The 24,439-nt window shown below is 69.1% G+C and carries 24 protein-coding genes, 2 tRNA genes and 1 pseudogene; 10 read left to right on the top strand and 17 right to left on the bottom strand.

The genetic code is table 11. The features are described from left to right. Nucleotides 1-192: 192 nt before the first annotated feature. Both HNR20_RS07250 and HNR20_RS07245 read left to right on the top strand, forming a co-directional pair. Nucleotides 193-696 (top strand): sensor histidine kinase, encoded by a 504-nt coding sequence (locus HNR20_RS07250; protein WP_184177573.1) that lies wholly within the window; start codon nt 193-195, stop codon nt 694-696. Between the two features lie 213 nt (nt 697-909). Beyond that, nucleotides 910-1,917, top strand: a complete 1,008-nt coding sequence (locus tag HNR20_RS07245) for a sugar phosphate isomerase/epimerase family protein (RefSeq protein WP_184177571.1) — start codon at nt 910-912, stop codon at nt 1,915-1,917. Between the two features lie 64 nt (nt 1,918-1,981). Here HNR20_RS07245 and HNR20_RS07240 read toward each other — a convergent pair whose 3' ends face one another. Beyond that, nucleotides 1,982-2,386 (bottom strand): hypothetical protein, encoded by a 405-nt coding sequence (locus HNR20_RS07240; protein WP_184177569.1) that lies wholly within the window; start codon nt 2,384-2,386, stop codon nt 1,982-1,984. Nucleotides 2,387-2,680: 294 nt separating this feature from the next. On the opposite strand from HNR20_RS07240, the gene HNR20_RS07235 reads away from it, so the two are divergent. The 4 genes from HNR20_RS07235 (at nt 2,681) to HNR20_RS07220 (ending at nt 6,465) form a co-directional block, all read left to right on the top strand. Beyond that, nucleotides 2,681-2,753: transfer RNA gene (locus HNR20_RS07235), tRNA-Asn, on the top strand. Between the two features lie 160 nt (nt 2,754-2,913). Beyond that, nucleotides 2,914-5,031 carry an MMPL family transporter gene (locus tag HNR20_RS07230; RefSeq protein WP_184177567.1) on the top strand — a complete coding sequence of 706 codons (2,118 nt, stop codon included), beginning with the start codon at nt 2,914-2,916 and terminating at the stop codon, nt 5,029-5,031. Next, the gene (locus tag HNR20_RS07225) at nt 5,021-6,259 is read left to right on the top strand and encodes an NAD(P)/FAD-dependent oxidoreductase (RefSeq protein ID WP_184177565.1); all 1,239 of its coding nucleotides are present in this window, start codon (nt 5,021-5,023) and stop codon (nt 6,257-6,259) included. The genes HNR20_RS07230 and HNR20_RS07225 overlap by 11 nt, the downstream gene beginning before the upstream one ends. Nucleotides 6,260-6,388: 129 nt before the next feature. Continuing rightward, nucleotides 6,389-6,465, top strand: a tRNA-Ile gene (locus HNR20_RS07220). Between the two features lie 80 nt (nt 6,466-6,545). Here the strand turns inward: HNR20_RS07220 and HNR20_RS07215 are convergent. The 3 genes from HNR20_RS07215 to HNR20_RS07205 all read right to left on the bottom strand — a co-directional run bounded on the left by HNR20_RS07215 (nt 6,546) and on the right by HNR20_RS07205 (nt 8,388). Beyond that, nucleotides 6,546-6,974 (bottom strand): hypothetical protein, encoded by a 429-nt coding sequence (locus HNR20_RS07215; protein ID WP_184177563.1) that lies wholly within the window; start codon nt 6,972-6,974, stop codon nt 6,546-6,548. A gap of 57 nt (nt 6,975-7,031) precedes the next feature. Then, complete coding sequence (locus tag HNR20_RS07210; protein WP_184177561.1) at nt 7,032-7,736, bottom strand: TMEM175 family protein; 705 nt, start codon at nt 7,734-7,736, stop codon at nt 7,032-7,034. Between the two features lie 196 nt (nt 7,737-7,932). Further along, nucleotides 7,933-8,388, bottom strand: coding sequence for a hypothetical protein (locus tag HNR20_RS07205; protein WP_184177559.1), 456 nt, complete (start codon nt 8,386-8,388; stop codon nt 7,933-7,935). Between the two features lie 696 nt (nt 8,389-9,084). Here HNR20_RS07205 and HNR20_RS07200 point away from each other — a divergent pair. Both HNR20_RS07200 and HNR20_RS07195 read left to right on the top strand, forming a co-directional pair. Next, entirely contained in the window at nt 9,085-9,783 is a 699-nt protein-coding gene (locus HNR20_RS07200) for a hypothetical protein (RefSeq protein ID WP_184177557.1), read from the top strand. Nucleotides 9,784-10,012: 229 nt separating this feature from the next. Further along, nucleotides 10,013-11,173 (top strand): radical SAM protein, encoded by a 1,161-nt coding sequence (locus HNR20_RS07195; protein ID WP_184177555.1) that lies wholly within the window; start codon nt 10,013-10,015, stop codon nt 11,171-11,173. Here the strand turns inward: HNR20_RS07195 and HNR20_RS07190 are convergent. The 4 genes from HNR20_RS07190 to HNR20_RS32210 form a co-directional block, all read right to left on the bottom strand. Continuing rightward, the gene (locus HNR20_RS07190; protein ID WP_184177553.1) at nt 11,154-12,005 is read right to left on the bottom strand and encodes a PfkB family carbohydrate kinase; all 852 of its coding nucleotides are present in this window, start codon (nt 12,003-12,005) and stop codon (nt 11,154-11,156) included. The two genes, HNR20_RS07195 and HNR20_RS07190, sit on opposite strands and share 20 nt — an antisense overlap. A 32-nt stretch (nt 12,006-12,037) precedes the next feature. Then, nucleotides 12,038-12,478: an NUDIX hydrolase gene (locus HNR20_RS07185; protein ID WP_184177551.1), complete on the bottom strand. Its 441-nt coding sequence runs from the start codon at nt 12,476-12,478 to the stop codon at nt 12,038-12,040. Between the two features lie 9 nt (nt 12,479-12,487). Next, a complete protein-coding gene (locus HNR20_RS07180; RefSeq protein WP_221309733.1) occupies nt 12,488-14,995 on the bottom strand; it encodes a phosphotransferase in 2,508 nt (835 codons plus the stop codon). A gap of 111 nt (nt 14,996-15,106) precedes the next feature. Beyond that, nucleotides 15,107-15,523 carry a hypothetical protein gene (locus HNR20_RS32210; protein WP_260321798.1) on the bottom strand — a complete coding sequence of 139 codons (417 nt, stop codon included), beginning with the start codon at nt 15,521-15,523 and terminating at the stop codon, nt 15,107-15,109. Here HNR20_RS32210 and HNR20_RS32845 point away from each other — a divergent pair. Next, nucleotides 15,507-15,569: a hypothetical protein gene (locus HNR20_RS32845; protein WP_373291058.1), complete on the top strand. Its 63-nt coding sequence runs from the start codon at nt 15,507-15,509 to the stop codon at nt 15,567-15,569. The two genes, HNR20_RS32210 and HNR20_RS32845, sit on opposite strands and share 17 nt — an antisense overlap. Before the next feature lie 80 nt (nt 15,570-15,649). Here HNR20_RS32845 and HNR20_RS07165 read toward each other — a convergent pair whose 3' ends face one another. From HNR20_RS07165 to HNR20_RS07155, 3 genes are read right to left on the bottom strand one after another with little or no spacing between them, the layout of a single operon-like run. Beyond that, complete coding sequence (locus HNR20_RS07165; protein WP_184177544.1) at nt 15,650-17,563, bottom strand: EAL domain-containing protein; 1,914 nt, start codon at nt 17,561-17,563, stop codon at nt 15,650-15,652. Continuing rightward, nucleotides 17,550-18,170, bottom strand: a complete 621-nt coding sequence (locus HNR20_RS07160; RefSeq protein WP_221310244.1) for an RNA polymerase sigma factor — start codon at nt 18,168-18,170, stop codon at nt 17,550-17,552. The genes HNR20_RS07165 and HNR20_RS07160 overlap by 14 nt, the downstream gene beginning before the upstream one ends. Beyond that, nucleotides 18,170-18,463, bottom strand: a complete 294-nt coding sequence (locus tag HNR20_RS07155) for a hypothetical protein (protein WP_229687215.1) — start codon at nt 18,461-18,463, stop codon at nt 18,170-18,172. Before HNR20_RS07155 ends, HNR20_RS07160 begins: the two co-directional genes overlap by 1 nt. A 374-nt stretch (nt 18,464-18,837) precedes the next feature. On the opposite strand from HNR20_RS07155, the pseudogene HNR20_RS32205 reads away from it, so the two are divergent. Further along, nucleotides 18,838-19,020 (top strand): annotated as a pseudogene (locus tag HNR20_RS32205) (uridylate kinase); the annotation flags it as partial. A 22-nt stretch (nt 19,021-19,042) separates the two neighbouring features. Here HNR20_RS32205 and HNR20_RS07150 read toward each other — a convergent pair. The 6 genes from HNR20_RS07150 to HNR20_RS07125 form a co-directional block, all read right to left on the bottom strand. Beyond that, on the bottom strand, nt 19,043-20,278 hold the full coding sequence (locus tag HNR20_RS07150; RefSeq protein ID WP_184177538.1) for a WD40 repeat domain-containing protein: 1,236 nt from the start codon (nt 20,276-20,278) through the stop codon (nt 19,043-19,045). Between the two features lie 99 nt (nt 20,279-20,377). Then, nucleotides 20,378-20,725, bottom strand: coding sequence for a hypothetical protein (locus tag HNR20_RS07145; RefSeq protein WP_184177536.1), 348 nt, complete (start codon nt 20,723-20,725; stop codon nt 20,378-20,380). A 64-nt stretch (nt 20,726-20,789) separates the two neighbouring features. Then, complete coding sequence (locus HNR20_RS07140) at nt 20,790-21,974, bottom strand: NAD(P)/FAD-dependent oxidoreductase (RefSeq protein ID WP_184177534.1); 1,185 nt, start codon at nt 21,972-21,974, stop codon at nt 20,790-20,792. Between the two features lie 82 nt (nt 21,975-22,056). Continuing rightward, nucleotides 22,057-23,001 (bottom strand): RNA polymerase sigma factor SigJ, encoded by a 945-nt coding sequence (gene sigJ, locus HNR20_RS07135; protein WP_184177532.1) that lies wholly within the window; start codon nt 22,999-23,001, stop codon nt 22,057-22,059. A gap of 115 nt (nt 23,002-23,116) precedes the next feature. Then, nucleotides 23,117-23,917, bottom strand: a complete 801-nt coding sequence (locus tag HNR20_RS07130) for a hypothetical protein (protein ID WP_184177530.1) — start codon at nt 23,915-23,917, stop codon at nt 23,117-23,119. Nucleotides 23,918-23,995: 78 nt separating this feature from the next. Next, complete coding sequence (locus HNR20_RS07125; RefSeq protein ID WP_184177528.1) at nt 23,996-24,421, bottom strand: hypothetical protein; 426 nt, start codon at nt 24,419-24,421, stop codon at nt 23,996-23,998. Between the last annotated feature and the right edge of the window lie 18 nt (nt 24,422-24,439).

Here is a 24,439-nt window from a genome sequence, read left to right as displayed (position 1 = left end):
GTCGGGAGCGGCCGTCGTCGCGGCCCACCCTTCCGCGACGGCGGCGCTCGGGGAGCGGTGTCATCCGTGAGCGTTATACCTGTGGGTCATGAATATGACTCGCAGGTATAACGCTCGCACCGGTATCCGGCCGCCCACTCCCACACACCGCCCGCGGACCGACCCACAACCGGCTGCCGTACCTTGACCAGCATGGGGCGGTTCGCGCGGTGGCGCGGGATGGTGTGGGCGCAGGGGCACCGGCTGCGCGTCGGGCTCCTCGGACCCGACGCGCCCGACGACGCGTCCGAGCCGCCGCCGAGCCTGAACCGCCTCGACGCGCTGGTGGAGGGCTTCGCCGCCGGCCAGCCGGTGCGGTGGACCCTGGCCGGGCAACCCCGGCCGCTGCCGGGCCCGGTCGACGTGGTGGCGTACCGGATCATCGAGGAGTCGTTGACCAACGCGTGCCGGCACGCGCCGGGCGCGGCGGTCGCGGTCCGCCTGCGCTACGACCCCACGGGCATCACCATCGAGGTACGCGACGAGGGCGCCGCCTCCGCCAGGTCGGGCGGGGTCGCCCAGGGCGCCGGACGGGGTCTGCTCGGGGTACGCAGGCGCGCGGAGCGGCTCGGCGGCACGTTGACCGCCGGCCCGCGCGCCGGTGGCGGCTTCATCGTGCGGGCCGTCCTGCCCGCGCCCGAGGAGGTGGCCGAATGATGATCCGGCTGCGGGGCTTTCGCGATGGGGTGCCGCGGAAATAGGGTGGGGGCGGCGACCGTGCTGGTGGCCGGTGACCCGGTGGGAGGCGCAACCCGCCGGGCCCAGGTGTGTTCCACACACCCACCGGTGACCGCCCCGGCGCCACGCACGTCCGGTCACCCTCGCCCTGGTCCGCACCTGGAATCCCCATTACAACAGGGGAGTAGAACAATGGCGCGACCCATCACGCTCTTCACCGGCCAGTGGGCCGACCTACCTTTCGAGGAGGTCTGCCGGCTCGCCTCCGAGTGGGGCTACGACGGTCTGGAGATCGCCTGCTGGGGCGACCACTTCGAGGTCGACAAGGCGCTCGCCGACGACTCGTACGTCGAGCGCAAGCGGGAGACCCTCGCGAAGCACAACCTCGAGGTCTTCACGATCTCCAACCACCTCGTCGGTCAGGCGGTCTGCGACCACCCGATCGACGAGCGGCACCAAGACATCCTGCCCGGCCGGATCTGGGGCGACGGGGAGCCCGAGGGGGTCCGCCAGCGGGCCGCCGAGGAGATCAAGGACACCGCACGGGCCGCGGCGAAGCTCGGCGTGAAGACGGTCGTCGGCTTCACCGGTTCGTCGATCTGGCACACCCTGGCGATGTTCCCACCGGTGCCGCCGTCGATGATCGAGCGCGGCTACCAGGACTTCGCCGACCGTTGGAACCCGATCCTCGACGTGTTCGACGAGGTGGGGGTGCGGTTCGCGCACGAGGTGCACCCCAGCGAGATCGCGTACGACTACTGGACGACGAAGCGGGCGCTGGAGGCGATCGGCAACCGGCCCGCGTTCGGGCTGAACTGGGACCCGTCGCACTTCGTCTGGCAGGAGCTGGACCCGGTGAACTTCATCTTCGACTTCGCCGACCGGATCTACCACGTGGACTGCAAGGACGCCAAGGTTCGCACCGGGGATGGCCGGCGTGGCCGGCTCGCCTCGCACCTGCCCTGGGCCGACCTGCGCCGCGGGTGGGACTTCGTCTCCACCGGGCACGGCGACGTGCCCTGGGAGGACTGCTTCCGCGCGTTGAACGCGATCGGCTACACCGGCCCGATCTCGATCGAGTGGGAGGACGCCGGCATGGACCGGCTGGTCGGTGCCCCGGAGGCGTTGCAGTTCGTTCGCCGACTCGCCTTCGACGCCCCGAGCGCCGCCTTCGACGCGGCGTTCAGCAGCAAGGACTGACCGGACCCCGGACAGACCACGGGCCGGTCGCCCTGCGGCGACCGGCCCGTCGACGTGCGATTGGTCAGAGCGTGCTGGCGTTCGTGCCCGAGCCGGACGGCTTGGTGCGGGGGTTCGTTGACGACGGCGACCCGGAGGTCGTGCCGACCGTGCTGGTGCCCGCCTTGGCGCCCACGGTGGCGGGCGTGCCGGCGAACGCGTCGTCGGCGGCGGTCAGCTCCGACTTGCCGGTGCTGCCGTTGCCGGTGCCCAACTTCTCGCCCAGTTTGGTCTGGCCGAGCTTGTCCTTGCCCTCGCTGTAGAGCTTGTTGGCTTGGGCCTGCGCGACCCCGGCCGCCTCCTGGACGGTCGGGTGGTCGAGCACCTTACGGCCCCGAACCACGAGCTCCTCGTACTTTTCCCGGCCGGCACGGGCGCCCAGGACGAATCCCGCAGCCAGCCCGCCAAGAAACATGATCTTTCCGCGCATGGCGGCTCCTTCCGTACCTGACGCGCCGTCGCCTCGGCGAGTTGCCCCGTCGGAAGGCGACCAATTCGCGCCTGCGTCCTCTGTCCGCAGCTAACTACCCATCCTGCTCCCCGCTCAAGCATGCTTGTGCCGGGATGGCGATTTACCCTAATTGTCGATGCGTTGCGCGTCCTGGCCTGCCCGTCTTGATCATCAGGGGGTGGGGCGGAACCCACTGGACCGGCACCGGGCGATGTCCTGTATTCTTTTCCCGTCGCACGGCGCCGGGGAGATCCGGAGTCGCGCGGTGCACGATCCCCTGTAGCTCAATTGGCAGAGCAGCCGGCTGTTAACCGGCAGGTTATTGGTTCGAGTCCAATCGGGGGAGCTTCTCCACCCAGCGCCCGCCGGCAGTCCTGCCGGCGGGCGTTTTCGTGTGTGTGCCACCGGTTTCGCCCTCCCTCGACGTGCTCGCCCGGCAGGATGGTCGATGTCGACTTAGACTCCCGCTGCGTCGATTGATGCGTCGATTCTTGGGGTGAGTGCGGATGTCCGGACGAGGCGGCAGGGCCACGCTGATCGCGGTGGCGGTCGTGCTGGTCTGGCTGGTGATCGGCGGTGTGGCCGGGCCGTACGCCGGGCGCCTCAGCGAGGTCGCCACCAACGACAACGCCGCCTTCCTGCCCACCGACGCCGAGGCGACCCGTGCCCAGGACCTCACCGGCGACTTCGTCGACCGACAGACCATCCCGGCACTGGTCGTCTACGAGCGGCCCTCCGGCATCACCGACGCGGACCGGCAACGGGCCAGCGCCGACGCCGCCCGGTTCGCCCAGGTGCCCGGAGTCCTCACCCCGCTGCCCCCGCCCATCCCGAGCCAGGACGGCCAGGCACTGCAGGTCGTCGTGCCGGTCGACGACGCCGAGGGGGAGGAGATCGGCTCCGTCGTCAAACAGTTGCGCGACATCACCGGCGGCGACCGGGACGGGCTCACCGTGGACGTCGCCGGACCTGCCGGCCTGCTCGCCGACCTGATCGAGGTCTTCGCCGCCATCGACGGGCCACTGCTGCTGGTCACCCTGGTCGTGGTGCTGATCATCCTGCTGGTGGTCTACCGCAGCCCGGTGCTCTGGATCTTCCCGCTGCTCGCCGCCGGAATGTCGTACGCCCTGGCCTCGGTCTTCGTCTACCTGCTCGCCGACGCCGACGTGATCAAGCTCAACGGGCAGGCGCAGGGCATCCTCACCGTGCTGGTCTTCGGCGCCGGCACCGACTACGCGCTGCTGATGATCGCCCGCTACCGGGAGGAGCTGCACCGCCACGACCGGCCCTGGGACGCCATGCGTACGGCGTGGAAGGGCGCCGCGCCCGCCATCATCGCCTCCGGCGGCACGGTCATCGTCAGCCTGCTCTGCCTCCTGCTGTCCAGCCTGAACTCCAACCGGGCACTCGGGCCGGTCGCCGCCATCGGCATCGCGGGCACCCTGCTGGTGATGCTCACCTTCCTGCCCGCGCTGCTGCTCCTCGGTGGCCGGTGGGCGTTCTGGCCCCGACGGCCCCGGGAGGACCAGGCCGACCCCCGGGTCGAGCACGGCATCTGGAGCCGCGTCGCTGGCTTCGTGGCCCGGCACGCCCGACCGATCTGGCTGAGCACCGCCGTCGTGCTGGCCATCCTCACGCTGGGCCTCACGCAGCTCGGCGCCACCACCCTCGGGCAGTCCGACCTGTTCACCCAGCGCACCGACTCGGTGGACGGCCAGGAGGTGATCACCCGACACTTCCCGGCCGGCACCGGCAGCCCGGCAACCATCTTCACCACCGAGCAGACCGCCCGGCAGGTCGCCCAGGTGGCGCAGGGCGTGCCCGGCGTCGCCGAGGTCCGCCCGCTCACCGCCGGCCCGCAGACCGGCCCACCCGAGGAGAACGCCGCGCCGAAGGTCGTCGACGGGCGGGTGCAACTGGAGGCGACCCTGACCGACCCGCCGGACAGTGACGGCGCCGAGCGCACCCTCCGCGAGCTGCGGGTGGCCGTACACCAGGTGCCCGGCGCCGACGCGGTGGTCGGCGGCTTCACCGCGATCAACGTGGACACCTCGGACGCCGCGAAGCGCGACCAGAACGTCATCATCCCGGTGGTGCTGGTGGTCATCGCGGTCATCCTGGCCCTGCTGCTCCGGGCACTGCTCGCCCCGGTGCTGCTGATCGCCACGGTGCTGCTCAGCTTCGCGGCCACCCTCGGCCTGTGCGCGCTGCTGTTCCGCCACGTCTTCGGCTTCCCGGGCGTGGACTCGGCGTTCCCGCTGTTCGCCTTCGTCTTCCTGGTCGCCCTCGGCATCGACTACAACATCTTCCTGATGAGCCGGGTGCGGGAAGAGTCGGTCAAGCGCGGCACCCGCGCCGGTGTGCTCGCCGGCCTCGCCGTCACCGGCGGGGTGATCACCTCCGCCGGCATCGTGCTCGCAGCGACCTTCTCCGCCCTCGCCGTCCTGCCCCTGGTGGTGCTCGTCGAGTTGGGTACGGCGGTCGCGCTCGGGGTGCTGATCGACACCATCATCGTCCGGTCGCTGCTGGTGCCCGCGCTCGCGTACGACATCGGGCCGAAGATCTGGTGGCCGGGCCGGTTGTCCCGGGCGAACGGCGAGCGGGAGGCGCGCGATGCTGGCTGAGACCGACGTGGTCATCGTCGGCGGCGGCCTGGCCGGCCTCGCCACCGCCCGCCGGCTGCACCGCGCCGGCGTGCCCTGGCGGCTGCTGGAGGCCAGCGGCCGGCTCGGCGGGCGGGTCGCCACCGACGTCGTCGACGGGTACCTCATCGACCGGGGCTTCCAGGTGCTCAACACCGCCTATCCCCAACTCGGCACGCTGCTCGACACCGACCGGCTCGACCTCGGGTACTTCACCTCCGGCGTGCTCGTGCGCAAGGGCGACCAACTCCTGCGGCTGGTCAACCCGAGACGCGAGCCGACCGGCGGCCCGCGCACCGCACTCGCCGGGGTCGGCTCCCTGCTCGACCGGTTGCGCTTCGCCGCGCTCGCGACCGGCTGCGCGACCCTGCCCACGTCCCGGCTGCTCACCGCACCGGAGACCAGCGCCGAGACGGCGTTGCGCCGGGCCGGCCTCTCCGACGCGATCATCGAGGAGCTGCTGCGGCCATTCCTGTCCGGTGTGTTCCTCGAGCGGGAACTGTCCACCTCCAGCCACGTACTCGCGATGGTGTTGCGCTCCTTCGCCCGCGGCCGGATCGGCCTGCCCGCCGAGGGCATGGCCGCGCTGCCGCGCGCCATCGCCGACCCACTGCCAGTCGACCTGCTCGACCTGGACACCCCGGTCGCGGAGGTCACCCCCGGCCGGGTCCGCACCCAGGCCGGCGACATCCGCTGCCGGGCCGTCGTGGTCGCCGTCGACCCGCCCGCCGCGTCCGCGCTGCTGCCGGCCCTGGCGACGGTGCGCATGCACAGCTACACCACCTACTACCACAGCGCGACCGAGCCGCCGCTCACCGAGCCGATCCTCCTCGTCGACGGCGACCGGCGGGAAATCGTCGCCAACACGGTGGTGCTCAGCAACGCCGCCGGAACGTACGCGCCCGCCGGACGGCACCTCGTGGCCACCTCGGTGGTCGGCCCGACGCCCCCGCCCGAGCCGACCGTACGGGCCGAGTTGACCCGGCTGTACGGGCAATCCACCGCCGACTGGACCCACCTCACCACCGTGGCCGTTCCCCAGGCGCTGCCCGCCGCGCCGCCACCGCAGGGGCTGCTGCGTAAGGCCGTGTCGTTGGGGGACGGCCTGTTCGTGGCCGGTGACCACCGGGACAGCCCGTCCATCCAGGGCGCACTCGCCAGCGGGTGGCGCGCCGCCGGGGCGGTGCTGGACGAGTTGCGCGCCAGCTGACCGCCGTTCCCGGGCGGCCGGGAGCGCGCTGTTATATTCCTGTTGCCCATCGTGCTGTCGAGGCGTGGGCACCGGCCGGCTCGGTGCTGGCTGCTGATCGCCGAGCGGGATAAGATCCGGCGCGGTATCGGGGCGGTAGCTCAGCCGGTTAGAGCAGGGGACTCATAATCCCTCGGTCGCGGGTTCGAGTCCCGCCCGCCCCACCACGCAACCTCCCTGGTCGGCCATGCTGCCGATGACCCGGACGAACCGCGACGAGGTCCGGACCGGCGCCCTCAGTCCGCGCCTATGGGTGGTCCAGAGGTGGGTCCGCGTACTCGCCAAACGGCTCGACGGACCCGTCCCAACCATTCCAGCCGTGTTGGGTGATCTGGCCGTCCGCGTAGGTGTACGACCAGCGGGCGCCGTCTTCGCCCTCGATATCAACCGTGCCCGAGCGAGCGAACGGCGCGATCGCGACGTAGAAGGCCGTCGCCCGGTCGGACCACTTGGGGTCACCCTCGTCGTCGTACCCGAACTCGATCCAGTCCCCGTCGCGGACGATTGAGGCCATGGCCGCCTCCGCCAGGTCGACCAGCGTGCCGTTCGACGGAACCGCATCCGACTCGTACCACTCACCTCGCCCAGCCAGGGCGGCTCGGACGGCGGCGGCCGCAGCGGCGTCCTCCGACTCCGGGAGGTTCAGGCGGCCTGAAGGAATCACCGTGTATCCCACGGCGGGAACCCTACAACGGTCAATGCCCCGACATGCATGCCTGGTCGGCGGCGCGGGCTACAGGGCGCCGGGACTCTGCTCGCGGGTGCGCCTGATGCTGGCGACCTCGCCACTGATCGGCCACCAGTAGAAGGGGATGAACGCGATGACCACGACGAGGCCCACGACCGGATGAAGAGCGCCCAGAGCGGTTCCGGCGGCGATCCAGAACGGCGCGGGGCGGAAACGTCTGCTGATCGCCCTGGCGGTGTCGTTGTCGGTGGCGGAGTTCAGCAAACGGCGGCCATGTCTTGCGTACTCCCAGATCGCATTGAAGAGGATGGCGGCCAGCTCGTAGGTGGCTCCGTAGAAGATGAGTGCAGTTTGCTTGCCGTGGCCGGACTCGAATGCGTGGGCCAGGAGGGATGAGGCGAACGGCAGGAACGCGATCACCATCAGCAGCAGGGTGTTGAGCAGGATCAGCAGGCGGTCGGCGGAGCCGATGTGGTCGAACATGACGTGGTGATTCACCCACATCTGCCCGATCAGTAGGAAGGTGATGGCGTAGGCCACGTATGAGGGCCACAGTTCGATGAGGCCGCGGAGCAGGTGCTCGGTGTCCTCCGGCGGCTGGATCTCCAGGACCAGCAGGGTAACGGCGATGGCGATGACCGCGTCGCTGAAGGTGACCAACCGCTTCGGATCCCGTTCCGCGCCGATCGGGCTGCTGGATCGGGTCGTGTCCTTCGTGGAGCCGCCGTTGGCCGCGCGGGACCAGCGCATGAGCCTCCCCCAACGGTTGAGAGCACCTGGGCACACCCACCGCAGGCAGGGCTACCCGGCTGCATGTGCTGCATGTGCTGCTGGGCGGTTTCGGAATAAAAGGACCCGTTGCACCCAACCTTCCGGTGCCGAGGGTTCCCGCCGTCGCATCAACCAAACCAGCCATCCAGCCACCGACCGAAGGGCTCAGTTGCCCTCAGCCGATGTGCAGCAGCAACACCTGGTCATCGCGGAGTTCGGAGATGCTGTCGCGCAACAGCCGCAGCCCGTCGAGAGCGACCATGCCGCTCTCCTCGAAGTCCATCCCCATCTCATCGAAGTGAGCGGCCAACTCCTCCGTGCGGTGACCAGCGGGGTCGAGCTGATCCAGTAACCGCTCCGGGGCGGGAGTGATGAGTATGGTCAGCCCGTAGGCGCTGTTGATGGCCTCCGACTCGGCATTGAACTCGGACCGCTCCAGGTCGATGCCGCGCTCCTCCAGATAGGTCAGGACGTACAGCAGGCAGTAGCCGGACCATTCGTACTCCTGCCGCGCCCTTCGCCCGTGTTCGGCCAGGTACGAGTGGAGCGACGACGGCGATGTGCGGGCCAGGCGGGCCAACTCGGTGATGCTGTCCCTGGGGACCAGGGTCAGAGACGCGATCGCGGACACCACAATCCCCCTCGTACGACTCTGCCGCTACGGCTTTCCGCCGGCTCGTCGGGCAGGCTACTGAGAGGGAGTGACACGGTTCAGGGCAGCACGCGACAGGTCACGTGCAGGACCGAACTGGCCGCCCGCGCCGTCACCTGATCGAGCTTCAGTGTCGAGGTGCTCGGCGGTCGCGGGCCCGCGAGGCGGGCCGCCCGTGTCCGCAGGTGGCCCGTCGTGGCTGCGGTTCATCGGTCCCCGTCCGGGGTGTTCGGTGTCCGCGGTGACGACAGCCGGCCTTGGTTCCTCGGTCGTCCTGGTCAGTGCCGACGACGACGGTGGGCGTACCGGGAGCGACGCTGGCGGCCGCCGCGCAGACCGCCGTATGGAAGGACGGCGCCTCGATAAAGGACGCAGGTCCAGCACCGTCACGCTCCACCCCGCCGCTTCGAGGTACGGACGCAGCGCGTCCCATGTCGCCGCGGTGAGAGGCGGACTGTGGACGAGGAGCATCGTCGGTTCGGCGAGCACCATCACATCCAGGTTGCTGTGCGGTCAGCTATACAGCCAAAGCCACCCGCATGAGCCTACGACCCGGACGGGCCGCGTTGACCGAGCCGCCGTCGACGGCCTCGGCTACCAGCGTGGGATCCTCATCGCCGTTTAGACTTTGTCGGCATAGCCACGAAACGAAGTACCGCGTCTCGTCGCCTATCGGTGACGATCGTCATCGCTGTCCTGGTCACACTCGCGCTGGCAGCCCTGCTGGTCCTGCGGCATGATGCCGCCGCCCGCGTAGTGGGCGTGGAAGCCTACAAGATCCTGCTGCAGTTCATCCTGGTCGCCGTTCTGGGCGGCGCCGTGTCCATCATTTACCAGGCATTCAACCGCGACGCCGACCAGCGCGCCCAGGACGTCCGTCACGAGGAGAGCGTGAGCCTCGCCCGCCGGGAAGCCCGGCAGCGGTACCTGCGCGATCTCGTCGAGCAGTACAACGCGGTCAAGCGTGCTCGGCGAATGCTGCGTGCTCAGGCGCTGGTGCGCCGACCCGGCAACGAGAACGTGCCGTGGCTGCGTGCCGGCCGATACGACGAGTTCCTTCAAGTGGTCCTCGACGCGCAGCTGTCGTTGGAGGCGCACTCTTTCGCGGTGCGAGCCGACAACGAGCTGTTCCCGGAGCGGGAGCAGCTGGCCGTCGCCATCAGTCGTGCCGAGACCTACCTGCGCGAGCTGGTCACCGAGTACGAGGAGACGATGCCCGCGTTGGAGGACGAGCAGGCGCTCGTAGAACTGTCGGCACTGCCGTTGGTCGCGGGCTTCATTGGTCCATACGGGGAGGCCGCCGACTTTCGGGAGCGGTTCGTCGCGCCGATGCAGCAGGCGTTGGGCACGATTCAGCGGCTTCTGCTGACCTAGCGATGAGATTGACATATATGAAATTAGGCGTAACGCTGGGCCGGTGATTCCTCCGGTGGCGCCGACAGCATCACCGTATGCCGTGTTGGCCGAGAACCGCGGTGGCCACAGTTACTTGATCCGGCCGCCAGGCGGCGGAGAACCGGTCGACCTGGGGTCGGGTCGGGTGGTCGAAGGCAACGACAACGTGACGTTCGGCCACTGGACCGCATTGGTGGCGTGGTCACCCATGACCCGATCGTTCCGGATGATCCCGGCGCACGGCGGTGAAATCGTACCGGGCCGGCTGTCCGACCACATAGCAGCGCTATTGGCCGGCATCCGGGACGGCAAGCCGCACCCGGTCCAACTCGACCTGGATATCACGATGGCGTGCGCGTCGGCGTGCACCTTCTGCTTTTCCGCCGGTTACCGCTCGGTTGGTGGCTCCGGCCTGCACCTGTCCTGGCCCGCCCTCGAACGCACCCTGCGGTCGGCGGCCGGGATGGGCGTGCGCGTGGTCCGCTTCGACGGCGGCGGTGATCCGCTTGTCAGCCCTCATTTCGCTGCGGCCGTCGACCTGTGCCGGCAGCTCGGCCTGACCTCCGCCGTGTTGACCGCCGGCGATCTGCTGAGACCCGAGCTACTGCTGACGCTGGTGCGGGCGTGCACCTATGTGCGGGTCAGCCTCAACGCGGCCACCGACAAGACGAGGATGCTCCTGCACCGGACCCCGCGACTGGGCGTGACGTCTCTGCTGCGGATGCTCGCCGAGCTCGATCGGCTGCGCCGTGCAGAATATGGCCCCGATCCGCTGGCGGTGATGCCGCTCGGCGGCACGTCGATGGTCCATCCGACAAACGTCGCGGAGATGTACGCCATCGCCGCGGCCGCCAAGACCGCTGGGCTGGACCACGTGTCCTTCCGGGTGGTCCTCGGCGACCGCTTGCGGGTGGCGTTCACCGCCGAGCAGGAGGACAACTACCACCTCCAGGTCGACCGGATACGCACCGAATTGGTCGACGACGAGTTCCAGGCATTCTTCCCGACCCGGTCGCTCACCGACACCGGTTACGTCCCGCGCGAGTACTTCTCGACCTGCCTGGCGTCGACTCACCGCGCCCTGGTCGAGGTCGGGTCGTCCCCGTCCGAGCCGGCCCTGGTGCCCTGCGGACGCTATCGGGGGCAGGGCTTCTCTGGCGGCGCGGAAGGCACTGTGTTCGGCCGGATGACCGACGACGGCGGCCTGGACGACATCTGGTGGACACCGCGGATGACGTCTCTTGTCCAGCAATTCCCCGGCGCGTGCGGTGATTGCATCGACCGGTCGGCGAACATAATGTTCAACGGCATCCACGAGGCGCTGACCGCCGACCGCGACACGGCGTTCTTCAGGTTCGCCGGCCCTTGAGTAAAGTAGCCAACTCGGAGGCCAGCAGCCGGTCGCCGAAGCCACGCGGCTCGTCGCTCTCTGCGTAACCCGTCGCCATGATTTCCACGTCGCCGTTCGGCGACAGCGTCAGGGTGCGGTCGGCGTTTCCGAGACCGAACCGGACGTGCAGGCGGCGACCCGGAAACGTTCGGGCGCCGAACGTCGCGGCCCGGTGTGCGGCCTGTTCGCCAGTGTCCGCATCGGTCCAGTCCTCGCCGGCCAGGGCATTCAACGTGCGGGCCTCGGCGACGATGATTGTCGCCGACCGGCCGCATCGCCGGACCTCGGCGATACCTGTCGACCGGAACACGTCGTGCGGGACGATGTCGTAGACGACCTCGGCACCCGAGTCGTGGGCCTGTGCCATGAGAGTGAGCGTGGCGGTCCGGCGCGGCTCGGCCCGTAGCGCGTAACCGTCGACGACCAGCACGTCGGCGTCCATGAGCTCGGATCGCAACATCTCCGCGTCCCCGGTGTCCCACTGCCCCAGTGCGGCCGGTTCCCCGACCAGCAACAGGCGAGCGCCCTTGGCCCGGTGCTCGGCCTCGTCCCGGACATAGATTGCGACGGCTGACGGAAGGTCCGGTTTCACCGCCAGCCGGGCACGGACGCCGCGGTACTCGAGTTGCGCGCGGATCACCTCGCCCACCGCGTCACCGCCCACCGCGGCTACCGCGACGACCTCGTCGAAAAGTGCCGTGGCCGCCAAGGCGAAGTTAGCCGCCGAGCCGCCGACCATGGCGGCGACATCACCGTAGAAAAGCCGGTCCGCGAGGAGGGACGGAAACGTCGCCCGAAGATGTCCGTTCACCTCGAAGAGGACATCTCCCGCGACGACCGCCTTCACTGGAGAATGAAGTCGCTGTGCGGGTAGGTGTCCAATAGTCGCCGGGTCTCCTCGTTGGCGAGCGAGACGGTGTACTGGTTGGTGTCGTACTCCTCGCGGGTGATCCAGCGGTGGCCGGCGTGCTCCGTCGAGAGCTGCACCGAGCTCGATACTGCCTGAGCCACGTAGAACGCCACCAGGATGGGCTGGCCGCTGTCGTGCACATCGTATTTCAGGTGGCAGAGTGGGGAGACACTGCCGATCTCGATGCCGGTTTCCTCCCGCACCTCGCGGCGTAGTCCCGCGATCGGCTCCTCGAACGGCTGAAGTGTGCCGCCCGGCAGGTCGAACATATACTTTCGCCGGTCCGCCCGCTCCTCGAGCAACAGGAAGCGGCCGGATTGGTCGAAGACGAACGCGAAAGCTCCGGCGAGGTACTGGCCGCGTTCTTCGGGCACGGCGGACTCCTAGATGAGAGGGGTGAGGGCGTCGGGATCCACTCGGCCCAGCGGATCGGCCGTCAACGCCCCGATCGATGACTGGATCGCCATGAGCTTGCGGTACTCGAAGCGGGGACCAAGCTCCACGCGACTGACATAGTCCGCCAGCACGCGGGAGAGCGCCCTCTCTGCCTCGCGCAGGCACTCTGTCATCTGCTGTGGCCAGTGCTCCGGCTGCGTCACGGCCAGCCAGCGCGCCTGCGCCATCTTGACCGAGGCAAGAGCGGCGCGCCCGGCGATCACGCCCACCGGCTTACGGTCGAACTCGGGCTCGAAACCTTGCCTAGCTTCCGCGGCGGCCTTGGACCACGCCTCGTCGTCGAGCGTCGCCGGCTCGACAACGGAGCGCACCACCGTCATGTACGCCATTGTGCCAGCCAATCGGCCCTCGTAGTGGGATGGTCGGCCACCACGGTGCCAGTACTCCTCATAGGACCGCCGTGCTGATTCCAGCGCGGCGAGCGTGAGGCGCACGGTGGCCTGACGAGCGACCAGCCCGGCTTCGGGCGCGACCGCGTTGTCGAAACGCGGGTGCGCGCTCAACACATACGCGTCGGCGAGGGCGAGGTGGACGAGGGCCGACTCGGAACGCGAGGCAAGCAGCGCGAGCTGCGCCACCGCGTCGTCCAGGCATGCCTGCGCAAGGCTGAGCTCGCCGCGGTGCCGGTGGGCCACCCCGGCGATGAGAAGCCGCTCCGCCTCCAGTTCCGGGCAGACGTCGAGGCAGAAGACGCGGTACGGACCGTCGAGGAGCCGGTTGAGGCTGCTGTACATATTCAGCTTCAGCAGGCACTTGGACAGGAAGTAGAAGAACAGCGTGAGCTCGCTGCGTGTGATCGACAGATCGCCGCTCAGTCGGGCCGCCAGCCGACGGAACTGCGTCAGGGATGCTTGATAGGAGCCGGCCTCGTAAAGGTCGCAGGCGGCGCGTAGCAGCGGCTCGAAGATCTGCAGCTCGCGCGTCGAGTGCGACAGCAGGGCAGCCACGTCCGGGATCTGGATCGCCAGCGCCTCGCCCTGTCGCACCACCCGAGCCTCGATCATGCGGTTGGTGTCCGCCCGGGCCAAGACGTGATTGACCTTTTCCGGATCGGTGTCCGGATCGGGCAGCGGCTCCGGGTACACCTCGGTCAACGCCCGGAACACCTCGGCGAGGCGGCGTTCGCGCTCCGGCAGCCGCCGCCGCACTTCCTCCGCGATCGCCGGCAACTCGGCCTCGAACGCGCCGATGGCGGTGGGCCGCCATGATTCGGACAGTTGCCCGAGGACCACCTCGACCTCGGACTCCAGATCGAGGTAAGCGGCCACCGGCTCCTCCGTTGGTGGCCCGGGCACCCGTTCGCGGACATGGTCGCCGCTCGCCGGGATCGGCAGTTCTGCCGAGCGCCCGCCGCGGGCCAGTTCGGCGGTCTGTGCCAACACTAGGCGGGCGGCGAACCAGCGCTGGAAGTTTGTCAGGCGGCTGTCGTCACGAACAACCATTTTGACCATGCGGCGAATCACGGCTATGAGGTAGCCGGGAATCTGCTCTGCGTCGTGCTCGGAACGGCCCCAGACCGCCGACCGCAGGCAGCGCACCACGTTCTGCAGTGGCAGCCACGCCCCCTGTCCCAGGGCATCGTGCTGTGAGGACGTGGTGAACGCCGCCATCGTGTAGTACGGCTCCAGCAGAGCCGTCAGCCGCTGGGCCTGGTCCGCCGTTGCCTCCGGTGGACAGAGCACTCGCAGGACCAGGTCGGCCTCGAGCGTCGCCAGGTCACGCAGGAAGTGGTGCCGGCCTGTGTGCAGGAAGTCGATGATGCCGAACGAGCCGTTCGGCCCCATCAGTACGTTGTCGGCGTGCAGATCACCGTGTCCGATGGTGGTTAGCTGCGGCTTGCGCAGGCTCTCCGGCGGTTGTGACCAGACATCGCGGACGAGCTTCGGCTCGGCGATCTCACCCCACTGACGCTCGGCGGCGGCGTACTGCTCGAAGCGCTCCAGGGTCTCCGCCTCGAGCGGGTACTCCTCGGCGATCAGGTCGAAGTAGGTTGAAGACCGAGAACGATGCCACACGTGCACGATGGTCAGCAGGGTCTGCACCGCGTCCACGATGCCGATCGAGTCGTCGGCGCTCGCCAGATCCCGGATCATGTCGGCCAGCGTTCGGGCGGCGTAGAACTTGTAGACCAACGCCGCGTGGTTGCCGACGATCACCGCAGCGGAGAGCACGTCGGGCATCTCCCCGTGGCCCAGGTACGGCTGCACATATTGCTGCCACCGCTCGTGCTCGGTGTGGATGTCGCCGACCGGCCCAATCTTGACGACACACGGATGCTGGGCCGAGCCGTCCTGCTCCGGTCGTACGTGGAGGACCGCCGCACCGGAGATTCCTGGGGTGAGGGCGCCGACGTGCAGCACGGTCCGCCGGGGAAAGGCACGTCGGAGCAGTTCGTCGAGAGTGTCGGCGCCGAAGGCATCCCGCACCCGGGACACCAGGTCGTCGTTCTTCTGCCACAGGATGTCCACGGGGTGCTCCCAGTGCAGTCGCGCCGGTCGATGACCGTCTCGGTCCAGCGTACGTCGTCCGTCGCGAGTGCACCTCGATTACGGATCGGGATTGCGGTCGGCGGGACTCCAGCCGAGGGATAAGTCCGCGTCGGCGATCGTCGCGTCCGGGGTGTGGGACGGTGGCGCCCCGAACAGCGTCGAGGAGAACAGGCGGGCCACCTCGGGGGAAGCGGGCGGGGTCGACGAGTCGTGCCAGCGCCCGCCGTAATCGCGCTCGGCGTCGGCCTGTCCCTGGCCCTCGGCCCTCCCCTCGGCGAGTTCGCTGTACTGCCGTACTGACTGGACCACGTATCCGCTGACGAGGGACAGGGCACCGAACTTCGTGTGCCCAGCCCAGGTGGGTGTGGGGGCATGGTCGCCAGCGCGGTCTCCATCCAGGCGATCTGGTTCGGCCCGGAGGTGCTGCCCTTCCGGCAGCAACGGGCAGTGCGTGGAGATGCGTGACCGGCGCATCCGGGTCGGCGTTCGCGACTCCAAGGCGCCCGATGCGGGATGCTGAGCCCCCCGCCGGCTGGGACACGATTGTCGACAGCATCAAGACGAACGACTGCCGTCCCTGAGCCCTCCTTTCGAGGATCATCAGCCCATCGCGCTATGCGGCGGGGGGAGCCGCAGCTCGAATTCGATCGTCCGCACCGATCTCTCCGGGCACACCGCAATCGGTTCGGGTCGTCCGGTCTCGTAGCCCTGGGCGAAGTCGACTCCACAGCCCTTCAGAAGTTCCAGGGTCTCCTCGTCCTGGACGTATTCGGCGGCAACACGGATGCCGAGCGTGTGGCAGAGTTCCACCAGCTTCGAGACGACGGCCTGATCGGCCGGAGACCGGCAAAGGTCGACGATGAACATCCCATCGATCTTCACGAGGTCCACCGGGAGGTATTTCAGGTGGGCCAGGGCACCGTATCCCGTTCCGAAGTCGTCCAACGCGAGGTGGCAGCCGATCTCTCTGATCCCGGTAGCGAAGGCGAGGGCCTCGTTACGGTTCTCGATGAGCGTGGTTTCGGTGATCTCGAAGGTCAGGCATTCCGGCTTCACCCGGTGCCGGCGGATCGCCTCGGTCACGAAGCCGAGCAGATCCGGGTCGGCGAGGGAGTTGCCAGAGATGTTGACCTGGTAGTGGGAGGTTTGGGCCCCCCGGCCGATCAGTTCGAGGGCATGGTCGATCACCCACTTGTCCACGGTGAGGATCTCGCCGACGCGCTCGGCCATGTCGAGGAAGGCCGAGGGTGCGACGGACTCGCCGGTATCGCTCCGCACGCGCAGGAGGATCTCGTGGCGAGTGACCTCGTTGAGGCGAAGGTCGACGATGGGCTGGGCATAGAGGGCGAACCTGTTGGCAGACACCGCCTGCCGTACCCGGGAGCGGTAGTTGTCTATCCGGTCCTTGGTCGCCACGGGCTCGGTGAGGACTGTGGTCGGGATGCCGCTGCGGCGCGCGTCACGGACCGCGTGTTCACCGTCGACGAGCAGGTCGAACCCGGTAGCGGCGATGCCGCTGCCGAAATGCACAAGGCCCGCCCACGTGTTCAGGCGCAATGTCTTGTGTTGAATGCTGAACAGATGGCGTCGGAACGTGTCGACGATCCGAGTCGCCAGGGCCTCGGGAGCCTCCGCCGGCTCCGCGGTGGGAGCGAGGAGTACGCCCCACAGGCCGGAGCCGACCAGGCCACAGGTCACCCCATCGCCGACGATCGTTCGCAGGTGCCCGGCGACCTCTGCCGTGAGTTGGTCGTGGTCCTCGTCGGTGAGCGCTTCGGGTGGCCGGGTGGTGGGTTCGGTTGCCACCACGATGAGTGTTCCGCCCGTGGTACGGCGTGCTCGGTCGACCTCGTCGGTCAGGTAACTGCGGGTCGGCAGTCCACTGACGAGGTCCAGCGCCGCCAGGTCGGCGCAGAGCATTTCACTGCGGGTGGCGAGCCGACGGCGCTCTTGCCGGGCGAGTTCGAGCGCGGTGGCATCCTCACCGGTGGCGATGATCCCCGACGGCACACCGCCGGTGGTGAGTATCTCGATGTGGCAGTGCACGTGGCGGACGGCACCGCCCGGCTGGATCACCCTGAACGTGACCTCGTCCGGCTGGCGCTGTTCCCATGCCGTCCGTACGACGTCGCGAACCGTCTCTACGTCGGCGCGATGCACGAGGTTGGCAAGTCTTTCGGGAGTGAGTCGCAGTGTTCCGGGCGCATGCCCGAAGATCATTGCCATCTCGTCCGACCAGAAGAGGTGCCCGAAACTCTCGGTCTTGCCCGTGCCAGCCGTCCAGGTGATCGTGCCGAGCTTCGCCAGTTGCGCGGCACGCGCAACTCTGGTGGCCTCGTCGACATCGGCGGTCAGCGGATCCACGAGGTCGGCGCCGACAATGATTTCGTACCCTTCGGCGACAGACAGGTCGTACTGACCCTGCGCGGCCCGCGCCACGCGGCGTGCACGGGCGAGTTCGAGAGGGCTCGGTCGGCTTGTCTCAGCCAACGTCAGAATGTCATTGAGGTCCACGACTGCCTCCCTGCCGCCGTCGGCCGTCCGAGTCCCGATAGCCGGCTTCCTCGGCTAGCTCGCGCAGGCGCTTCTTGGCAGCTTGCTTGTAGGAGCGGACGCTGTTCTCGGCCAATCCGAGGAAGCGGGCGATCTCCTGGTTGGAGAACCCCTCGCGAGACATCTGGAACACCTCGGCCTGCCGTGATGGCAGGTGGTGCAACCAGGTCCGCAACGTCTCCTGCGCTTCCCACGCGTCGGCGATGTCGATGTGCGGCGCCGGGGGCAGGTCTTCCGGCGCTACCGCGGCTTCGCGCTGACGTCGATGGAGCTCCTTGCGGATCTTGTTTCGGGCCGTGATGATCACCCAGCCGATCGGCTCGGTGTAGGTGCGGATCTTGAGCCACTGGACACGTCCGTGTAGGTACGCCTCGTTGAGAGCGTCCTGAACCACCTCGCGGTCCCAGCACGTCGCCCGGAGAATTCGCTCCACGGTGTGGTAGCTGCCCTCGGCGAAAGCGGCGAACTCCTGGTCGTGCTCGGCTTTCGCGCGCGCGGCCTCTGCCTTGCGCACCGCTTCACTGTCCACTGGCTCCGGTGTCAGGGCAGCGCTGCCGTCGACTCCCATCACGCGGCCTCCCTGATGTCATCGCGTCGCGCCGCGTCGCGGCTGCTCAACTCCACCTCGCGATGACCGTCCCGGTCACGCTCCACGATGCGTACGACGTCGTGGTCGGCCTCCGCCAGCCTGATCAACCAGGCCGCCCGGGCAGCTGTTCGCGTCGATGCCTCGCGCTCCTCATGCAGCCGTGTTCGATGCGCGACGTACGCCCGTAGAAATCCTGCCGTCGTTCCGGCGATGGCTAGAGCCAGGACCAACACTCCGTGATCGGAGACCGCCGCCGCCAGCGTTTCGTTCATCATTACCCCTCGTCGCCCTCGGTTTGCCAATTACTATCCGTGGCGACGAGCGAATGTAGATGTCTCTCTGTCCACAATCTTCGCGGTGATCAGCGATCAAGATGGTGACCTGTCGATACTGCTCAAAGTCATGACCTCGGCACGCTGGGCGAGTGCAGTGGGCGAGCGCCGCCGAGCCCCGGAACCCGGCCGTTTGGCTACCTTCAGTGAATGGGTGATCACTTGGCTGGGCCCCTGAGTGTCAGCGCCCGGAATCACACTGCGTCTGCGCCGCGGCAATCCCGGTCACGCGGGGAGTGGCCGGCGCGATAGGGCTGGCGCGCATGAGGTCGGCCCGACACGGCGACCTTCGCGAGATCACGACGGGGCAGGGCATGTTTCAGGGCACCCGAGGCAATCTGCTCGACCGCCTAGCCGAGGCGGTCGGGTTCGTCGCCGTCGCACGCCAGACGCGGGTTGCCATCGACGGACCGCCCGCCGCCGGCAAACCGACCCTCGCCGACGAGTTGGCCGTCGTCCTGCACGGACAGGGCCGCGACGTCATCCGCCCGACGATCTTGAGTTCGCCGTGGGCCTACGTCACTGGCTGGTGCGTCGCCGCTGCCGACGCACCAGCGCCAGAGCAACGAACACCAGGGGTACGGCGAGTGCGGCGTACAGCCACGGCGCTGCGGCGAATGGGGATGGACGCGGCTCCGGACCACCGAACGCGGCCCGGTTCAGCAGGTCGCCGGGCACCTCAAGGTCGCTGACGCCGCTCGGGGCGGTCAGCAGCACCCGCTCCGGACCGCGAGCGGAGATCGCCGCGAGAACCGTACGCTGCTTCTCGTGGTCCGCCTCCGGTGATTGCCGCTCGACGACCGGGTCGCCGTTCTGCCAGGCGACCAGTTCCACGGCCGAGCCGGGGACGGGGAGGGCGTCGCCGACCGGCTTGCCGGTGGCCGCGTCGAGGAACTCGATTCGCCATGAGCGCCGGAGCATCTCGGCGGTGTCCGCGCAGCGCAGGGTGGCGCATCCGTCGTAGGCGAGCAGGGCGATCCGTCGGCCGTCGGGGCTCCAGGCGCCTCTGCCCGCCAGTGTCCGCTGCTCGCCCAGGTCGACCTGCCAGCGCACCCCGCCGCCGGCCGGGTCGGCCACCACCAGCCGTCCCCGCTCGGCGATCTCGGCAGCCGGATCGGGCGGGCCCACGACGGCAAGCAGCGACCCGTCGGGGGACCAGGCCGCCGAGGTGTGGCTGGCGAAGGTGCCGACCGGCAGCACCCGTTCCGTTCCCGCCTGCGGATCGAAGGTGAGTAGGTCGTCCGGCTTCGACGGGTCGTTGAGCTGCTGATTGTCCGGCCCGTACGTGATCACTTGGTCGTCGTTGATCTTGCTGGCGAGGACCAGCCTGCCATCCGGGGACCAGGCCAGCGGGTTCAGGTATGGCCGGTGCGTACGCCGTTCGTCGCCGGTGCGTAGGTCGACAAGGCTCCCGGTGCCGGGGCGCAAGTACCACTGCCCGTCGGGTGAGAGCAGGCCGGGCGCCTCGGCCAGGCTGATGGGCAGCAGCCGGTAGCCGCCGTCCCGCCCGACCACGACCCCGGTTGACTCGAAATAGCGGGTGTTCGCGGTGAAGAAGAGCATCGAGGCCGGGCCGACCGGGTGCTGGCCCACCGTTGCCTGCCACAGCCACGGGTCCTGCACCCGGCTCGGGACGACCTCGGCGGGGGCCGCGTCGCGCCGCCCGGCGAGCCAGCCGGGCGTCTGGGCGGCGACGATGATGATGGCTGCCGCGGCGACGAAGGTCGCGATGGCCGGCGCTCGACGCATGGACATCACACCAGTAAATCCGACCCGGCAGGGCGGCGATGTCCCTCCTCGGCTGTTCCGCCGTCGCGAGTCGCAACGCTCCGGCGCGCCCAGCACCGCCGGGCCTCAGCCGCCGGCATACCGGACGGCCCAGAAACCCCACAACGCCGTCACGCCCAACACGGCAATCGCCACTGCGAACGGCCACCAGCGCCCGCGAGGACGGATCAGGGCGGCGGCGGCAGTCGCCAGGAGGAGCACCGCGATGACTGCCGTCCACAAGGTCGCGGTGGCCACCCGAGCGGCACCGCCGCAACCTGCGGGGGCGGGCAGGATGGCCGCGCACACATCGAAGCGGGGCACGGCCAGCCACCAGTAGCCCACCCAGGCGGCGACAGCGATGACGGTGGCCGCGGCGACCCCCAGCCAGGACCGGCCGCGCGCCGGCTTCGCTGTCTCCGCATCCCTGCGCATGCCGTCATCATATTGATCGGCGTCGCGCAGGAGCAGGGTCACGGCCGGCCCAGGCAGGGGCGTCTCACGAAATGGCGGTGAGGGTTTCCGTTCGCGTCGCGGCGATGTGGTGGCGACGGACCGGGTGCAGCGTCGGGTGGGCGATCCCCCAGGCCGCGCCCGTGCAGACGATCTCCTTGTAGCGGGCCGCCAGCCTTCCGGTGAGGAGCGACGGCTTGGCCCGGTCGTCGGCGGTCACGTACTGGATGATGCCGTCGCGACGACCGAGGCTGATGCACTGGTTGAAGTAGCGCAGCGGAGCCTTGGGGATCTTCCGACCGGTCAGGCGGGCGGCGATGGCGTCGGCGGCCTGCCAGGCCATCGGGACCCCCGAGGCGCAGGACATCCGCAGGGGTTTGCCGCCCGGCCCGTCGGCGAGCCCGGCGTCGCCGACGGCGTACACGTCGGGGTGTGAGACCGACCGCATCGTGGCGTCGACGACGATCTGGCCGGTCGGCGCGACGGTCAGGGTCGTGGCGGCGGCGATGGGGTGGACGGCGAAGCCGGTCGTCCATACGGTCACCTGGGCCGGGAGCACCCGGCCGTCGGCGGTCACCGCGCCGGTCGCCTCGACTCGTGCGATGTCGGTGTGCTCGTGGACGGTGATGCCGAGCCGGTCGCAGACTCCGCGCAGGTGCTGCTGCGCCTTCGCGTTGAGCCAGTCACCGAGGCCACCACGGGCGGCGATCGCCACGTCGAGGTCCGGCCGGGCCTCCGCGATCTCGGTCACGGCTTCGAGGCCGGTGAGACCCCCGCCGACGACGAGCACGGTCCCGCCGGCCGCGAGGTGGTCGAGGCGGTCGCGCAGCCGCAGCGCCGAGGGCCGGCCGGCAATGTCGTACGCGTGCTCGACGACGCCGGGGACGCCGTGGTCCGCGGACGCGCTGCCGAGGGCGTAGACGAGCGTGTCGTACCCGATCTCGTCGGCGCCGTTCTCGGCGACGAGCGCGACGGTCTTGCGGTCGACGTCGACGGCGGTGACCCGGGCCTGGCGGACCTCGACACCGGTGCCCGCGTAGATGTCGGTCAGCGTCCGGCGCTTGAGCTGCTGACCGGTGGCGAGTTGGTGCATCCGGACCCGCTCGACGAATTCGGTGTCGGCGTTGACGACGGTGATCTGCGTGTCGTCGGAGTGCAGCCGCTTGGCGAGGCGCCCGGCGGCGACCGCTCCGGCGTAACCGGCCCCGAGGACGACGATGCGGTGCTTCATGGTGTCACTCCTGTCTCGGTGGTTGTCGCTACCTGAACCGGGCAGCGACTCGATTCCTGACAGGAGTTGGCTATGAGCTGGGTCACCAGATGACGAGCAGGGGCTCCTCATGCTCGGAGGCGGCCCACTGACGCGTGGCCCGTACGAGTTTGTCGGGGTTGACCTGGCTCTGGATCACCGCGACGCCCTCCGGCGTCACCTCCAGGGACATGACGGCGAAGACCTGGCCGCCGGTCACGAGCACTACGGCGGGACCGCCGTTGACGACGTCGGCATAGAAGGCGAGGCTGCCGCCCACGAGGTCACGCTTGACGTCGGTGGGCTTGAACAGGCCACGCAGGAACCTCGCCACCGCCGACGCGCCGACGATCGCTCCGGTCCGGGCCGGGATCTTGCCGCCGCCGTCGCCGGTGCTCGTCACGTCGTCGGTCAACAACTCGACCAGCGGCTGGATCTCGCCGCTGGCGGCCGCGGTGAGGAACTCCGCGACGATCTTCCGCGCGGTGGCCCCGTCCACCGCCGTGCGGGGCCGGCCCGAAGCGACGTGCTGCTTGGCGCGTCGGAAGATCTGCTGGCAGTTCGACTCGGTGATGTCGAGGATCTCGGCGATCTCGCCGTGCGAGTAACCGAAGGCCTCGCGCAGCACGTACACCGCACGCTCGTTGGTCGACAGTCGCTCCATGAGGGTGAGCACCGCCATCGACACCGATTCACGCTGTACGGCGGTGTCGACCGGGCCGAGCATCCGGTCGCCGGCGAGGACGGGCTCGGGCAGCCAGGTGCCCACATAGGTCTCCCGCCTGGCCCGCGCCGAGGTGAGCTGGTTGAGGCACAGGTTGGTGAGCACCTTCGTCAACCACGCCTCGGGCGTCTCGACGCGCCCCCGGTCGGCGGCCTGCCAGCGCAGGAACGTGTCCTGAACCGCGTCCTCGGCATCACTCGCCGAGCCCAACAGGCGATAGGCGATCGCCTCCAGACGAGCCCTGGAGCGTTCGAACAGCTCGACCTCGTCCAGACTGAGCGCCATGGCTCGACAGTATCCACGCATCGCACGCGCTGTCTGATCGCTCCCCGAACCGGCGTGACAGGCGCGGCACGGGACGCGCCTGATCAACAAGGCGGCCAGGCGTTCGGCTTCCCGATCACGCGTCCTGGCGAGGTAGCTCGCTGGCACGTGCGCCAGGTGCGTGCGCGGCAGCGCTCACGGCGGCGGAGGGGGCGGTCCTGGCCCTCATCTTCACGTACGCGATCACCGCCACCAGCAGCAGCACGAGCGACAGCGGCAGGGGAGCGAAGGAACGCCAGATGGGCCACACCGGCTCAGCCAGCCCGTTCGCCAACAGGTCCTGCCAGGTGAGGGCAGCGCCCGGGAGGAGGACGATCGTCCCCAGCGTGCCAACCAACCCGGGTACGGGTCGACGTTGCCGTCCCGCCAACCAGAACAGCGCCCCGCCGAGTGCGGCACCAACGGCGGTCGCGGCGAGCGTTGCGGCGACGAGTCCGTCCGGAGCGGTCGGCGCGATCCTCAGTAGTGCCCCGTACGTCTCGTGGGTGAGCGTGGCCGTCATCCCGTCCCGCTCCGCCCGCCAACCATCGCACCGGGTGCCCGGTACGCGATCGCTGCCCTGCCACCCCAACGATTCGGCACTGCGCCGTAGCGATTCGGAGTGCGCGCAGTCGACGCTGTCGCGGTAGTGGAATTCCGCGTACGCGGAGCCGAAGTCGTCGGAGGCCAGAAAAGTGCCGTACCGGTTGCCGCGGGCGAAGGTCGAGGCGGGTTGCTCGGTGCCGGGGAGCAGTTGCTCGGCCATGCTCTGCGCCTGGTCGGAGCTCAACGGCGCCGCACCGCGGCCGCCGTACCAGGAGCCGAGGGCCAAGCCGACCGTGCCGAGCAGCACCGCGCCGAGCAGCACCAGCGCGACGTGCCGCAGTCGATGCCCCACCGGCGATCCCCCTGTCGTTGTGCGGCGCAGCGTAGTCCGAGCGAACAAGCCCTGGTGCCCAGCCGGGGCACCTTTTGATCAACAGGGTGCTTCGAGGTGGCCGGAGTGAATGAGGTCGTCGGCCAGTTCGCCTACCAGCAGCCTGGGTCGGCGCTTCAGCCACCACCGGTCGGATCCGCTGTGCGGCCACCGGGACGGATCGTCCTCAAGGACGGTGACCGCACGGAACTCCTCATCCAGAGGGTCCACGTGGCCTTGCCAGTTCGCCCGCACGGGCTCGGTGAGCAGGGGCAGCGCCTGCTCGAGCCATTCCCGGCAGGACAGGTCATTCCTGTACTCGTCCAAATTCCAGTCGTAGCCTTCGCGGATCGATTCGATCATCGCCGACCAACCGTCGACCGCCTGAGGGAGGCTGAACACCATTTGCCAGCCCCGTTCGCGCAGCTTTTCGCCTACCCGCAACGCGGACTGGTAGTCAGCACGAGTGAGGTTCAGATCCTCCATCGGCCCGACCATACGCGG

The organism is Micromonospora parathelypteridis, assembly GCF_014201145.1.
Classification (GTDB): domain Bacteria; phylum Actinomycetota; class Actinomycetes; order Mycobacteriales; family Micromonosporaceae; genus Micromonospora; species Micromonospora parathelypteridis.
Note: the sequence above shows the minus strand (reverse complement) of the source record. Positions and strands in the feature narration are given on the sequence as shown.

What these genes read in the sequence shown, in the direction of transcription:
- HNR20_RS07225 (WP_184177565.1), top strand. Translation starts at nt 5,021, where the DNA reads ATGCTGGCTGAGACCGACGTGGTCATCGTCGGCGGCGGCCTGGCCGGC.
- HNR20_RS07250 (WP_184177573.1), top strand. Translation starts at nt 193, where the DNA reads ATGGGGCGGTTCGCGCGGTGGCGCGGGATGGTGTGGGCGCAGGGGCAC.
- HNR20_RS07210 (WP_184177561.1), bottom strand. Translation starts at nt 7,736, where the DNA reads ATGCGCTGGTCCCGCGCGGCCAACGGCGGCTCCACGAAGGACACGACC.
- HNR20_RS07145 (WP_184177536.1), bottom strand. Translation starts at nt 20,725, where the DNA reads ATGCGCAGGGATGCGGAGACAGCGAAGCCGGCGCGCGGCCGGTCCTGG.
- HNR20_RS07245 (WP_184177571.1), top strand. Translation starts at nt 910, where the DNA reads ATGGCGCGACCCATCACGCTCTTCACCGGCCAGTGGGCCGACCTACCT.
- HNR20_RS07230 (WP_184177567.1), top strand. Translation starts at nt 2,914, where the DNA reads ATGTCCGGACGAGGCGGCAGGGCCACGCTGATCGCGGTGGCGGTCGTG.
- HNR20_RS07150 (WP_184177538.1), bottom strand. Translation starts at nt 20,278, where the DNA reads ATGTCCATGCGTCGAGCGCCGGCCATCGCGACCTTCGTCGCCGCGGCA.
- HNR20_RS07240 (WP_184177569.1), bottom strand. Translation starts at nt 2,386, where the DNA reads ATGCGCGGAAAGATCATGTTTCTTGGCGGGCTGGCTGCGGGATTCGTC.
- HNR20_RS07160 (WP_221310244.1), bottom strand. Translation starts at nt 18,170, where the DNA reads ATGGGAGTCGACGGCAGCGCTGCCCTGACACCGGAGCCAGTGGACAGT.
- sigJ (WP_184177532.1), bottom strand. Translation starts at nt 23,001, where the DNA reads ATGGCGCTCAGTCTGGACGAGGTCGAGCTGTTCGAACGCTCCAGGGCT.
- HNR20_RS32210 (WP_260321798.1), bottom strand. Translation starts at nt 15,523, where the DNA reads ATGCGCCGGTCACGCATCTCCACGCACTGCCCGTTGCTGCCGGAAGGG.
- HNR20_RS07125 (WP_184177528.1), bottom strand. Translation starts at nt 24,421, where the DNA reads ATGGAGGATCTGAACCTCACTCGTGCTGACTACCAGTCCGCGTTGCGG.
- HNR20_RS07155 (WP_229687215.1), bottom strand. Translation starts at nt 18,463, where the DNA reads ATGAACGAAACGCTGGCGGCGGCGGTCTCCGATCACGGAGTGTTGGTC.
- HNR20_RS07140 (WP_184177534.1), bottom strand. Translation starts at nt 21,974, where the DNA reads ATGAAGCACCGCATCGTCGTCCTCGGGGCCGGTTACGCCGGAGCGGTC.
- HNR20_RS07195 (WP_184177555.1), top strand. Translation starts at nt 10,013, where the DNA reads ATGACCCGATCGTTCCGGATGATCCCGGCGCACGGCGGTGAAATCGTA.